Origin of the sequence: Acinetobacter sp. FDAARGOS_724, from assembly GCF_013364475.1 — a bacterium.
Lineage (GTDB): Bacteria > Pseudomonadota > Gammaproteobacteria > Pseudomonadales > Moraxellaceae > Acinetobacter > Acinetobacter variabilis.
Map to the genome: position 1 here is coordinate 1562935 of NZ_CP054908.1, position 13265 is coordinate 1576199.

11 protein-coding genes and 1 tRNA gene are annotated in these 13265 nt (G+C 42.6%); 3 read left to right on the forward strand and 9 right to left on the reverse strand.

Features of this window, described 5'->3' with window-relative positions:
• Nucleotides 1-61: 61 nt before the first annotated feature.
• The gene (locus FOC32_RS08685; protein ID WP_004783085.1) at nt 62-796 is read right to left on the reverse strand and encodes a phosphoadenylyl-sulfate reductase; all 735 of its coding nucleotides are present in this window, start codon (nt 794-796) and stop codon (nt 62-64) included.
• Between the two features lie 208 nt (nt 797-1004).
• Here FOC32_RS08685 and thrH point away from each other — a divergent pair, with 208 nt between their 5' ends.
• Nucleotides 1005-1622, forward strand: a complete 618-nt coding sequence (gene thrH / locus FOC32_RS08690; RefSeq protein WP_004783083.1) for a bifunctional phosphoserine phosphatase/homoserine phosphotransferase ThrH — start codon at nt 1005-1007, stop codon at nt 1620-1622.
• Between the two features lie 70 nt (nt 1623-1692).
• Here the strand turns inward: thrH and FOC32_RS08695 are convergent, their stop codons facing one another.
• The 4 genes from FOC32_RS08695 to FOC32_RS08710 form a co-directional block, all read right to left on the reverse strand.
• Nucleotides 1693-2910: an OmpP1/FadL family transporter gene (locus FOC32_RS08695; protein ID WP_004783082.1), complete on the reverse strand. Its 1218-nt coding sequence runs from the start codon at nt 2908-2910 to the stop codon at nt 1693-1695.
• Nucleotides 2911-3231: 321 nt separating this feature from the next.
• Nucleotides 3232-4560 (reverse strand): OmpP1/FadL family transporter, encoded by a 1329-nt coding sequence (locus tag FOC32_RS08700; RefSeq protein WP_004783080.1) that lies wholly within the window; start codon nt 4558-4560, stop codon nt 3232-3234.
• Nucleotides 4561-4897: 337 nt separating this feature from the next.
• Nucleotides 4898-4973, reverse strand: a tRNA-Arg gene (locus tag FOC32_RS08705).
• A gap of 91 nt (nt 4974-5064) precedes the next feature.
• Nucleotides 5065-6417 carry an amino acid permease gene (locus FOC32_RS08710; RefSeq protein ID WP_175966994.1) on the reverse strand — a complete coding sequence of 451 codons (1353 nt, stop codon included), beginning with the start codon at nt 6415-6417 and terminating at the stop codon, nt 5065-5067.
• A 331-nt stretch (nt 6418-6748) separates the two neighbouring features.
• On the opposite strand from FOC32_RS08710, the gene prpF reads away from it, so the two are divergent.
• On the forward strand, nt 6749-7939 hold the full coding sequence (prpF, locus tag FOC32_RS08715) for a 2-methylaconitate cis-trans isomerase PrpF (protein WP_175966996.1): 1191 nt from the start codon (nt 6749-6751) through the stop codon (nt 7937-7939).
• 224 nt (nt 7940-8163) lie between these two features.
• Nucleotides 8164-9072 (forward strand): polyprenyl synthetase family protein, encoded by a 909-nt coding sequence (locus FOC32_RS08720; protein ID WP_175966998.1) that lies wholly within the window; start codon nt 8164-8166, stop codon nt 9070-9072.
• Nucleotides 9073-9154: 82 nt separating this feature from the next.
• On the opposite strand, the gene putP is transcribed toward FOC32_RS08720, so the two are convergent.
• From putP to FOC32_RS08740, 4 genes are all read right to left on the reverse strand, one after another.
• Nucleotides 9155-10666 (reverse strand): sodium/proline symporter PutP, encoded by a 1512-nt coding sequence (putP, locus tag FOC32_RS08725; RefSeq protein ID WP_175967000.1) that lies wholly within the window; start codon nt 10664-10666, stop codon nt 9155-9157.
• Nucleotides 10667-10879: 213 nt separating this feature from the next.
• On the reverse strand, nt 10880-11731 hold the full coding sequence (locus FOC32_RS08730; protein WP_005234507.1) for an SPFH domain-containing protein: 852 nt from the start codon (nt 11729-11731) through the stop codon (nt 10880-10882).
• Nucleotides 11732-11734: 3 nt separating this feature from the next.
• Nucleotides 11735-12217: an NfeD family protein gene (locus FOC32_RS08735; protein WP_004783073.1), complete on the reverse strand. Its 483-nt coding sequence runs from the start codon at nt 12215-12217 to the stop codon at nt 11735-11737.
• 101 nt (nt 12218-12318) lie between these two features.
• Nucleotides 12319-13236 carry a patatin-like phospholipase family protein gene (locus tag FOC32_RS08740; RefSeq protein WP_005234509.1) on the reverse strand — a complete coding sequence of 306 codons (918 nt, stop codon included), beginning with the start codon at nt 13234-13236 and terminating at the stop codon, nt 12319-12321.
• Nucleotides 13237-13265: the final 29 nt, after the last annotated feature.

Below are 13265 nucleotides of genomic sequence, written 5' to 3' on the forward strand. Positions count from 1 at the left end.
ATTTTTCTGTAGCCGATTGGTTCACAAAAAAACCACCCGACGAACGGATGGTTTTTTAAGATTATTTTTTCAAGTTCCCGGCATGCAAGCCACATTCTTTATGGGTGGCTTCTTCCCACCACCAGCGTCCTTCACGTTCATGCTGATTTGGCAGCACAGGACGGGTACAAGGTTCACAGCCAATGGAGATAAAACCTTTTTCATGTAGTGGGTTGTATGGAATTTCCATCATTCGGATATAATTCCACACATCTGCACTAGACCAGTTGGCAAGGGGATTATATTTAATCAGCTGTTTGCCTGGACCAGAAAAACCTTCATCAGATTGAACCACCGGAATGTCATTCCGTGTTCCCGGGCTTTGGTCTTTACGCTGACCGGTAATCCAGCCATCTAAAGTTGCCAGTTTTTTGCGTAAAGGTTGCACCTTGCGGATTCCGCAACATTCCTGATGGCCGTCACGGTAAAAACTGAACAAACCTTTTTCAGTCGTCAGTTGTTGAATCTCCTCTGTTTCCGGGAAGCAGATTTCGATATCAATATTATAGTGCTGACGAACCTTTTCAATAAATTGATAAGTCTCAGCATGCAGACGCCCTGTATCCAGGCTAAATACCCGGAAAGGTTTACCTAAATTGGATGCCATATCAATCAGTACGACATCTTCTGCACCGGAAAATGAAATGGCAATTTCGCCTTCCTGGTCGAGAGCAAGCGCTAAAATTTCACTTGGTGATTTATCTGCATATTCAGATGCGAGCGCATCTACCATAGCAATAGTGGGGATTTTGGTCATATGAGTCCTGGCGACATAGGCTTGGAAATGACGTGGCCTATATGAATTTATTTCAGATTTATTCTATTTTAATAGAAATGCCCAAAGCTACTTATCACTAAAAAATAAATACTTATGAAAAAAACAGATTTAAAAAAGAACAGTGCAAAATCTTTTTCTTCAGCTATGATAGGGCAAAATTTTTTCAATACAACTGAGGGGATGCTTCATGGAAGTCGTATGTCTAGATCTAGAGGGCGTTTTGGTTCCAGAAATCTGGATCAATTTTGCTAAAAAAACAGGTATTAAAGAGCTCGAAGCAACGACACGTGATATTCCTGACTATGATGTGTTGATGACCCAGCGTTTGAATATTTTAAAACAGCATGGTTTGGGTCTAAATGATATCCAGGCTGTGATTGCGGATATGGGGCCATTTGAAGGCGCCAAGGAATTTGTAGAATGGGTAAGTACTCATTTTCAGCTGATTATTCTGTCTGACACTTTCTATGAATTTGCTCATCCTTTAATGAAGCAACTAGGCTGGCCAACGATTTTCTGTCATAAGCTGGAAACTGATGAAGAGGGCATGATCACTGCTTATAAACTTCGCCAGCCAGATCAGAAGCGTCAGGCAGTGAAAGCATTACACGGTCTGAATTTCCGTGTGATTGCAGCCGGTGATTCATATAACGATACGACAATGCTGGGTGAAGCAGATCATGGCTTCCTGTTCGACGCACCAGAGAATGTGATTGCAGAATTCCCGCAATTCCCGCCAATTTATGGTTATGACGCATTGAAAGAAGCAATCCGTAATGCATCGGTACGTAATATTCCAGCTTAATTTTTAAGTTTGAAATTAAAAAAAGGCACCAAAGGGTGCCTTTTTTTATTAGAGTAAAACTCTTTATTGCTTAGAAACGGTAGCCGATTTTTAGGCCATAACCCATGGCATGGTTGTCTTCAAAATCACCTACAATAGTACCGCCAGTTTGTGCTTGGGCATCGCCTAACCAGAAATATTTTACGCCAGCCTGAATAAAGTAATTCTCAGCAGGGCTATATTGAGCACCTAAGCCTACATTCCAGTAACCTTCAGTTGGACCTAAAGTCGTTACAGGGTTGCCTGCACCTGAGTCATAACCTACAGAAGCTGAACCTGACCATTTATTATTGAATTTGCGACCTACACCGACTGTTGCTGACCATTGATCATTAGAGTAATCGATCAGATTTTGTGCTTTTCCTTTTGCCAAGGCTGAAGCTTGAGCGAGTAAAGATGGTGTTACAGCAAATTGATCCCAATGAACCCAACGAAGATTTGCAAAAGCAATAGTATTTTGAGCGACACCTGATTGCAGATCAATATTTACCGACTGAGGTGTAACCGCCTCTACAGTACTTTCTCTTTCACCTAAAGTCGCCAATAATGGTTTTGCTGGACTTAAAGGATGACCTGCATCAGGAAGTTGTTGTCCTAAAAGAGCTAAATCAGACTGTTCAGAAGATTTTGCTTTATGCTTAATTTCTGAACGATAGGTAACAGAAGCTTTTAATGCAATTTCAGGAATTTGATAAGCAAATCCAGCAAGCCATCCAAAGGCTTCTTCTTGTTTAAGCTGAATGTTATAGCCACTTAATAAAGAATAAGCACCCCCCCGTAATTTAATATCAGCCTCAACAGTTTGCCACACTGGACCAGCATAGAAATTCCAGTTTTCTGTAGGTTGATAACCAATGAGGGCAGTTAAATTATGTGTGTCAACATCAACTGATGTACCTTCTACACCATTACCAAAAGAACCAGCAGTTTCAGCGTATGTTGCATCTGCTCCAAAAGGTTGATCATAGATCAAGCCTAAAGAAATTTTGTCTGTTGCTTGAACTTTAATTGCAGCAGAGGGGAAATAGTAATCTTCCCCCATGTCGTTAATTTTTTCACCTTCAAAAGCAGATACTTTAGATGTCCCTTTCACAGTTGGATCAAGAACAGAAATTCCTGCTTCTGCATAGTTACCAGGTTGTAAAAAAGCCTGAATAGACTGGCCTGAACGGTCTAAACCGGCAGCGAACACGAGAGAAGTAGGCAGGCTAGAAAGAAGAATAGCGATAGAGATTGGCTTAAGCTTCATGGCTCATCCTTGACAATGTTGCATAAATATTAATAAAAGTTGTGGAAAAGTAACACAAATTTAAAAAGAGTAAATGCTCCACTTCGTCCAAGAAATTAACTATGGCGGTTATAAAAAATGATTGCTTAGAGTATTTATACTATATTTTTTTGATTAACTTAATGAAAATAAACAAATAATAATTTTTATCAAAATATATTAAAAACAAAATTTAGGCAAAATTTGATTGGTGATAAAAGCATCGAATAGTATACGGGTGTATAAAAATATAAATGAGACAATAAAAACCACCCGAAGGTGGTTTTTATTAACTAACAGGAATTAGAAGCGATAGCCCATTTTTAAGCCATAACCTAAAGCATGGTTATCTTCAAATTGTGCCACAGAGTTTCCTGTACCAAACATTGATGCAGGTTGAGCTTTAGCATCACCTAACCAGAAGTACTTCACACCACCAGCGATAAAGTAGTTTGCAGCAGGTGAGAATTGTAGACCTAGGCCAACGTTCCAGTAACCTTCAGTTGGACCTAAAGTTGAAACAGGGTTGCCTGCACCTGAATCCCAACCTACAGAGACATTACCTGCCCATTTTTCATTAAATTTACGGCCTACACCTACAGTAGCTGACCATTGATCATCTGTATAACCCACTAAGTCAAAACCATTTGGATTATCTGGGGTTAAGCCTGCGGCACCTAAAGCTTCTGAAACTGTACCAAACTGTTCAGGACGAATTGAAAAATCTTCCCAGTTTACCCAGCGCACATTAGCAAAAGCGACTGTGTCAGCCATGATACCAGTTTGGAAATCAAGGTTTACAGATTGTGGAGTTGTAATTTTGGTAGTAGTGTTTTCGTTATATACCGCACCTGGTCCAGGAACTAAACCAGTTAAAATTAAGCTTGTACCATATTCATTCGTTGCTGCTTCGTGATCAATTTCAGAGCGATACGTTAAAGATGCTTTTAATGCGATTTCAGGAATTTGGTAAGCTAAACCTGCAATCCAGCCTACTGCAGAATCTTTCTTCATATCTGCATTATATTGGCCTAATGCAATAGTAGAACCGTATGCGGTACCACGTAGTTGAACATTCCCTTTAACGGTCTGGTATACCGCACCACCATATAGATTCCAGTTTTCAGTTGGTTGGAAACCTAATAGGAACGTTAAATTTTCGGTTGTAACTTCTACTTCAGTTGCTTCTTGGCCATCATGCAATAAGCCCTGTCCAGCAAATAATGCAGCTGGAAGCCCCAAGCCTGCTAATGCTGGGTTTGCTCCAGCATCACCAACTGAATAGGCTGCATCAGCACCAAAAGGTTGATCGTATAAAAGACCCACTGATAATTTATCAGCTACTTGAAACTTTAATGCTGCACTTGGGAAGTAATAATCTTCGCCCATGTCTGATAGAGAGGTATTCTCAAGACCAGCTAAAGCTGCAGGAATAGCAGCGTTAGGTGTATAACCTGCATTAGCTTTACCAGATACAGATGGATCTAAAACAGAAATACCTGCTTCAAAATAGTTACCAGGTTGTAGGAAGGCTGCAATAGATTGGCCTGAACGATCTAGTGCTGCTGCAAATGCGCCTGTCATAGGTACAGTTGCAAGAATCATTGCAGTAGTTAATGTTTTTAATTTCATTTACGTCTTTCCTTGAGGTACAAATTTATATCTAGCGTTGTTGTTTGCACTTATTGAATTCTTGGAGATTTCGGGTATTTATCCGCAATCATTTGTTACTCCATGTGACAAAAATAGCACAATTAAAATAAGAGTAAATGCTCTAGAAAAAACTAATTAGTCTAAAAAAGCACCAAAATAGAGTTTTTGCACCAAAAAATGGCCTTATTTTGAAATAAGTATTTGAAAGTAAAAGAAATAAAATAATGGAGAAAAAATGATTTTTTGTATAAAAAATATTCTAAAAATATGAAGATTAACGCTAATTTTTTGAAGTATAGATCACATTTTGAAAGGATGGTGCGCCCTGCGGGACTCGAACCCACGTCGGTCGCTTAGGAGGCAACTGCTCTATCCAGTTAAGCTAAGGGCGCGAAAAGAAGGCTATTGTACTGTAAAAAATGCAAAAAAAAAGTTATTGCCGAAGCAATAACTTTAAAAATCATCGATTAAAAGATTTTTTGATTAATTCTTAGGACGCAGTGCCTTAAACAGAATAAACATGATCACTACCCAGACCGGAAGCATCAGCACTGATTCTTTAAAACCTTGTGTCCACATGATGTAAAGAATGGTTGCAATGAAAGCTAAAACCAGAATATTACTTGCAGGTGACCACAATGCAGGGAAACTGGTCTTTTGTCCTAAGTGTTTCATGCTTTGCATAAACTTGAAGTGAGTCAGGCTTATCATGGCCCAGTTCAGTACCAGTGCACCTACCACCACATAAATCAGGTGACTTAAAGCATCTTCAGGAACAAAGTAATTTAGAAGTACACAGCCGAAAATCAGCAGGGCAGAGAACAGAACTGCAGGAATTGGAACCCCTTGTTTGTTCACGTTTTTAAAGACTTTAGGGGCATTACCTTGCTGTGCCAGACCATAGAGCATACGGCTATTGGCATACATGCCACTGTTATAAACAGAAAGTGCAGCTGTCAGGATGATGAAGTTCAGCAGATGTGCTGCCCAGTCAATCCCCAATTGGCTAAAGATCATTACAAACGGGCTTTTATCCAGACCGCCAAGCTCTAACTGGTTCCAAGGCACCAAAGACAACAGGATTGTCAATGCACCTACATAGAACACCAGAATACGGAATACGACCTGATTAATCGCTTTTGGAATGGTTTTTTCTGGATTTTCAGCTTCTGCTGCTGCCATCCCGATCAGTTCAATACCACCGAAGGCAAACATCAGGAAGGCCAGCATATAGAATAAGCCTTCAAAGCCATTCGGGAAGAAACCACCCGCAGTCCAGAGGTTACTGAAAGAAGCCCCTGAAGATGCATCAGCGGTCAGGATCAGATAGAGACCAAAGACAATCATGGAAATGACTGCAGTCACTTTCACAATGGACAGCCAGAATTCTGATTCACCGTAGAATTTCACATTGCCTAGATTGACCAGCGTAATTACGATGAAGAAAAACAGGACTGAGGTCCAGGCAGGAATATGAGGCCACCAGTAATTAATATATTTTGCAACGGCGGTAAGTTCGGTCATGGCTACCAGAATATATAAGATCCAGTAGTTCCAACCCGCAAGGAAACCGGGGAATTTGCCCCAGTATTTATAAGCAAAATGGCTGAATGAACCTGCTACAGGTTCATGAACTATCATTTCACCCAATTGACGCATGATTAAGAATGCAATTAAGCCACCAATGGCATAGCCAAGAATAATAGAAGGACCCGCAGATTGGATCACCTGTGCGGAACCTAAGAATAAGCCTGTGCCAATTGCACCGCCCATGGCGATCAACTGAATATGACGGTTCTTTAAGCCACGCTGAAGTTGTGAAGACTCGTTATTCAAAGTGTTCAGCCCGACAATGTAAGAAATAGGTATAAAGATTGTAATGGAACAAAGATAAGAAGCCTAGAGCACCCGTCTGGATGAAATATAATTATCGTATTTACAAAAAAAATTATAAAAATAAATAGAATAAAAGATATGTGAATCAATATATTAATTTTATTGAAAATGTAACTGATGAGTTTGCTGTTTTTTTAACTCGATACAAATGCTGTTTTTTTATACTTAGGTCGGGCAAGGCAACTACTTGGCTTTAAACCGATTATACTCGTCTCACAAATATTCAATAATTTTGATCAGAATAAAGACAAGCCAGAGGAAGAAAGTATTCATGAGTTTCGCTGCCCAAATCAAAATCCCAGCCACTTATATGCGTGGAGGCACCAGTAAAGGGGTGTTCTTTAAACTGGACGATTTACCTGATGCTGCACAACAGGCAGGCCGAATTCGAGACCAGTTGTTATTAAGAGTGATCGGCAGCCCGGATCCATATGGCAAGCAGATTGATGGGATGGGCGGTGCCAGTTCAAGTACCAGCAAAACTGTGATTTTGTCTAAAAGTCAGCAAGAAAATCATGATGTAGATTATCTGTTTGGTCAGGTATCGATTGATCGACCTTTTGTGGACTGGAGTGGTAATTGTGGCAATCTGACTGCAGCAGTTGGGGCATTTGCGATTTCCAATGGTCTAGTCGATCCTGCACGTATTCCTGAAAATGGGCTGTGTACGGTTCGAATCTGGCAGGCGAATATTCAGAAAACCATTATTGCCCATGTACCGATGCAGAATGGTCAGGTTCAGGAACTAGGTGATTTTGAGCTGGATGGCGTAACTTTTCCAGCAGCCGAAGTGCAGATTGAATTTCTGGATCCTGCCGATGATGATGCCGAGGGCGGTTCAATGTTTCCGACTGGAAATTTAACCGATACGCTGGAAGTACCGAATATTGGCAGCTTTGAAGTGACGATGATTAATGCCGGGATCCCGACAGTTTTTTTAAAAGCAGAAGACCTGGGCTATAACGGTACCGAGTTACAGGACCATATCAACAATGATGCAGCTGCCTTGGTGAAGTTTGAAGCCATCCGAGCTTATGCTGCTCAACAGATGGGTCTGATTCAGGACATTAGTGAAGCTGTTACACGTCAGCATACGCCAAAGATCGCCTTTGTGGCTCCGCCAAAGACTTATACGTCCTCTAGTGGTAAGGAAGTCACTGAGGCAGATAGCGATATTCTGGTCCGTGCCTTATCGATGGGTAAATTGCATCATGCCATGATGGGGACAGCGGCTGTAGCGATTGGGACAGCGGCAGCAATTCCGGGAACCTTGGTCAATCGTGTTGCGGGTGGTGGTGAACGTGAATCAGTCCGCTTTGGTCATCCTTCCGGTACCTTAAGAGTGGGTGCGCAAGCAGTGCAGGAAAATGGAGAATGGAAAGTGAAAAAAGCCATTATGAGTCGTAGTGCTCGTGTGCTAATGGAAGGTTGGGTGCGTGTTCCTGAAGATGTTCTTTCTTAAAATTATTTCTTGAGAAAATTAGCCTAAGTAAAACCATCAGTTCTCTGGTAGTTTTTTATTGATGCAGATTTTCTACCTCAAATTTTCAGTCTCAATACAGAATTATGAAACAACATTTGGATTTAAGACTGAAAATTCAAAGCAATTCTAGGTACAATGCCTGATAACAGACAGGTACTTATAAACTGTCATTTTATTATTCTGGCTACGTATTCGAGGCGAATGTGTCATCTATCACTGACGTATCAACCCATGCACTAACTCAAGCACAACAACGAATCCAACACGATTTAATGACTGCTTTGGAAGCCTTTTCCATTCCGGAACCGTTAAAGTCGGCAGTACATCATGCCGTAATGCTAGGAGGAAAGCGGGTACGTCCAGCACTCTGTTATGCCACTGCCGCTTTAAAACCGAATCAGAATAGTGCTGCGGTACGCCGTGCCGCAGTTGCGATCGAGTTTATTCATTGCTATTCGTTAGCCCATGATGACCTGCCATGCATGGACAATGACTTGTTACGTCGTGGTCAGCCAACCTGTCATGCTGCTTTTGGTGAAGATACGGCTCTTCTGGCAGGTGATATTTTGCAATCTATGGCGTTTGAAATTCTGGGTAGTCGTCTGTTTGATCAGGGGCCTGCAGTAGAGCCAGCGATTGTCTTGAAGCAAATTCAGATTCTGGCTACTGCTTCCTCGAAAATGGTCAATGGTCAGGTACTGGATTTACAAGCCGAAGCCAAAAAAATTGATCAGGAAGCATTGGAAACCATTCACCGTAATAAAACCGGTGCTCTGATCAGTGCAGCGATTATGATGGCAGCGGTAACCATCTTTGAAGGGACTGATGTGGCGATTCCAAAACTGCGTGAATTCGGGCAAGCGATTGGTCTAGCTTTCCAAGTACAGGACGATATTCTGGATATTATTTCTGATACAGAAGTGCTCGGTAAAACGGCGGGCAAGGATGAACAGGTGGAGAAGTCAACTTATCCGGCATTAATGGGTTTAGAGAAAGCCCGAGCCTATGCACAGCAATTACATGATCAGGCCATGACTGCACTGAATCATTTTGATGGTCAGGCTGATGATCTGATGCAGATTACCCAGTTCCTGCTGACACGTAAAAGCTGATTTGAATAAACTAATCTTCCTGAAATTAGCTGAAAACGAGCATAAAAAAGAGGACTTAAAGTCCTCTTTTTTTTATATTGAATTATTTGCTTTCGTTATAGAGACGTTCTGCCTGTTCAAAGCGTGTTGTAATTTCAGCTGTTGGTGCTTTGCCTAATAGACTCACAACCACAATCGCAATCCAAGAACAGATAAAGCCTGGAATAATTTCATAGATGCCGGCTGGAATAAAACCAAGACCTGTTCCACCAACAGTATTCTTCCACAGAATCACCATACATGCGCCAACGATCATACCTGCCAAAGCACCATTCAAGGTCATACGTTTCCAGAACAGAGACAGAATAATCAATGGACCAAAAGCAGCCCCAAAACCAGCCCAGGCATACGCTACCAGCCCCAGCACTTTAGATTCAGGATTACCAGCCATCCAGATCGCCAGTAAAGCAATGAGAAGCACCATCAAACGACCGACCCAAACCAGCTCTTTTTGTGAGGCATTTTTACGAAGGAATGATTTATAAAAGTCTTCAGTCAGGGTACTTGAACACACCAGTAACTGACAACTCAATGTACTCATCACAGCAGCGAGAATGGCCGCCAGAACCACACCGGCAATCCATGGATTGAACAGGATTTTAGTCAGTTCCATAAACACGGTTTCAGGATTGGCATTCACCACAGTAGCGAGTTCCGGATGTTGCTGAAAGTAGGCAATACCAAAGAAACCTGCAGCTACTGCGCCACCTAGACAAAGTGTCATCCAGGTCATCCCGATACGACGTGCATTCGGAATCGACTTCACTGAATCGGCGGCCATAAAACGTACTAAAATATGCGGCTGACCAAAATAACCCAAACCCCATGCCATTAAGGACAGGATTGCGATGGTACTTAGATCACCGACCAGGTTCATGGCCTGTGGGCGTGCGGCTTCCAAAGCGAGCGTAACTTGTGACATATCTGAAAAAGTCAGAATGGTTACAATTGGTGTGAGGAGCAGGGCAAAGATCATCAGGGTTGCCTGAATGGTATCGGTCCAGCTGACTGCCAGGAAACCGCCGATAAATACATAACTGATCGTTGCAATTGCACTGATCCAGAGTGCCGTATTATAAGACATATCGAACATGCTTTCGAATAGACGTGCACCTGCCACCATGCCTGACGCACAGTAAATCGCAAAGAAAATCAGAATGACAAATGCAGAAACCACACGCAGCACTTTTTTCTGATCGTTAAAGCGGTTCGAGAAATAGTCCGGTAGGGTCAGGGCATTGTGCTGGACTTCGGTATGGACCCGTAAACGGCCCGCAACTAGCAGCCAGTTCAGCCATGCACCGATAATCAGACCAATCGCAATCCACATTTCAGACAGGCCAGAAAGATAAATTGCGCCTGGCAAGCCCATCAGCAGCCAGCCACTCATGTCGGAAGCCCCTGCAGAAAGTGCAGTTACGAAACTACCTAAACGTCGGCCCCCTAAGATGTAATCGGAAAAGTTGTTTGTCGCGCGGTATGCCATCAGGCCGATCACGACCATGCCGACAATATAAAAAAGAAAGGTAATTAAGGTTGGATTTAGGGAGCTCATACGGTATCCATTTTTAAGTTGGACAGTAGATCGAAACAAGGATTTTGACAGATGCGAAAGACTTTAATCCGAAAGCCAAGCAACATCGAATCCAGAGGATTTCAAAAATAAACGCGAAATTTAACCATAAATTCACAATCTTTGCTGAGATTTTCTTATTTTGAAAGAAAATAGGCAACCAATTGGCTGCCTATTGTGAAGTATCTCTGAAATTTAGTGACGTCCCATCACACCGCGAATGGTATTCAGCACATCGGCAGGCAAGACCACAGTCTTGGCATTTGGAGACTTGGCCATATCCTGCATGGCTTTGACATATTGTTCACCCAACAGATAAGCCACAGGAATTTCCTTATCGCCAATTGCCTGACTCACCATATCAATCGCACGCTGTGAAGATTCTGCCAGTACGACTTGCGCTTCTGCATCACGACGTGAGGCTTCCAGACGACCATCAGCTTCCAGAATGGCGGCCTGTTTTTCACCGTCTGCTTTAGTGACAGTTGCACGACGTTGACGCTCTGCCGCTGCCTGTTCTTCCATCGCCGTCTGCATAGTCACAGAAGGTTTAATGTCCTGAATTTCAACCGTCTTTAAGGTGATACCCCAGTCTGAAATATCATCAGAAATGCTGGACTTTAAACGTGCCTTGATATGATCACGTGAAGATAAGGCATCATCCAGATCCATTTCACCCACGATTGAACGTAGCGAAGTTTGTACCAGGTTCTGAATTGCCCATGAGTAGTTCTCAATCCCGTATACCGCTTTTTCTGGAGTTGTCAGGTTGATATAAGCTACCGCATTCATCAGCAAGACGGCGTTATCACGGGTAATTACTTCCTGCGAAGGAATATCCAGAACAATATCTTTGGTGGTGACTTTATAAGCCACTTCATCTACATAAGGAATGACAAAATTCAGGCCAGGATTGAGTGTGGTGTGATATTTACCCAGACGTTGCACGATCCATTTATAGCCTTGTGGAACAATCCGTACACCTTTAAAAATGGTAATCGCAACAAAGGCCAAGAACGCAATAACAATGATAGTGCCAGCAGACATAATTTATTCACCTTTTTCGTTTTGATATTGAGTGCTGTGGGGCTGTACAACCAGGTCATTTCCCAGAATATCGACAACACGGACACGATCTCCAACCTGAACTTTATCCAGAGCGCGGCAATCCCATTCATCCGAGCCTAAAACAGGCAGCGGAAAACGGACCCGGATCTGATCCTGTTCAAGATCGGTCTGAATCACCATACCAATTTGGCCAATAGTGGCTTCGCGCGACAGGCCGGCTTTGGTCTTGTCGATAGAAAGCGGCTTGATAAACTTGAACCAGAGCAAGGTACAAAGAACAGACAGGATGATCCAGGTCAGGATCTGGGTGGTCAGTCCCATCATCGGGAACATCCAGTACAGAATGCCAACCATAATGGCACCAATCCCGAACCAGAGGGCAGCAAAAGCGGGCAGTAGTAATTCTGAAAGAATAAGAAGTATTCCCAATACAAACCAGTGCCAAGGTTCAAGAACTAATTCCATATCGTGACCTATAGTGCTAAGTATTTAATTAATCATCATCTTTATATGATTTAATTCCAATGTAGCAGATGCGGCAGCAGATGAATATAAAAAAGTTCTGATTAAAATTTTGCCGGTCGTGCAGGCTTGAATGCAGCCGGAGATTGCCTAAAATCACTGATGGCTTTTTCAATTGAACGGATTTTTAATTGCGCAGCTTTTTCACCTTCGAGAATGGTTTCATTACTGGCTTTTAAATCCAGTGTGCCGATATGGCCTACTTTAGGCTGGATTACAATATTGGCCTGACTGAGTTCTTCATTGATGCTTTGCTGACCCATGATATTAATCGTCTGGTCCAGTACGCCCCACATGTTGAGCGCTTTATTGCTGTCCGGACGTGCAGAAATATCTACGGCAATAACAATATCAGCTCCCATATCTTTGGCCGTTTTTACCGGAATCGGGCTAACCAGACCGCCATCGACATATTTTGTACCGCCAATCACAGCAGGTACAAAGACATTTGGAATACTGCAAGAGGCACGCACGGCTTGTCCGGCATTGCCTTTGATAAAGTCAGCTTTACGGCCATTGTCCAGGCGGGTTGCCACCGCCGCGAAGCGAATCGGGAACTGTTCAATTGGTTTATTCGCCACATTTTTATTGACGAAATCCTGCAGTTTCTGTCCGGCAATAATTCCTTGGCGGTTCAGGGTTAAATCACGAATATCGGATTCTTTAAAGTTCAAGGCGATTTGCTGCAACTGAAAGGGAGATTTGCCGCTGGCATATAGACTGCCTACGAAACTCCCGGCACTGGTTCCAGTAACAATCTTCGGTTTGATGCCATGCGATTCGAGGACTTTAAGTACCCCGATATGGGCAAAGCCTTTGGCACCGCCACCACCGAGAGCAATAGCTACCACAGGTTCACGAGCCTGAAGAGGAGTAGAGGGTGCTGGGGTTTTAGTAGCTTTATCACATGCTGCAAGGCTTAAGCCCAAGCAGCCAATCAGAGCATAACGGGCTAATTTCATTATAAAAAAACTGGCGATTAAATCAACAA